Origin of the sequence: Enterobacter sp. BIDMC 29 (genome assembly GCF_019378755.1) — a bacterium.
GTDB classification, from domain to species: domain Bacteria; phylum Pseudomonadota; class Gammaproteobacteria; order Enterobacterales; family Enterobacteriaceae; genus Enterobacter; species Enterobacter ludwigii.
This window is the reverse complement of the sequence record NZ_CP080000.1, coordinates 2,196,644-2,196,956: the sequence shown is the minus strand read 5'-3', so window position 1 is coordinate 2,196,956 and position 313 is coordinate 2,196,644. Positions and strand designations below refer to the sequence as shown.

Sequence of the window (313 nt, the reverse complement as noted above, 5' to 3'; positions counted from 1 at the left end):
AGCAGATTACAACCCTTAACGACTCTCTGGAAAACCAGGAGAAAGTCTCTCAGGAGCAAAAAGATCTGCGCATTAAACAGATTACGGAAGCGCTGAAGAACGCTGAAGCGGCCAAAATCACTTCTCCACAGATTCAGCAAACTCAGGACGTGACGCAGGAAACCATGTTCCTGCTGGGCAGCGAAGCGTTAAAATCGATGATTGAAAACGAAGCGTCTCGTCCGCTGGTGTTCTCAGGAGCGTACTACCAGACCAAGCAGAACTTGCTGGATATCGAAAAGCTGAACGTTAACCCTGACACTATCCATGTATA

Annotated in this window: 1 pseudogene; it reads left to right on the top strand. The window is 47.6% G+C overall.

Annotation, left to right across the window (positions count from 1 at the left end):
- Positions 1-313 (top strand): annotated as a pseudogene (locus JTA15_RS21795) (LPS O-antigen chain length determinant protein WzzB); the annotation flags it as partial.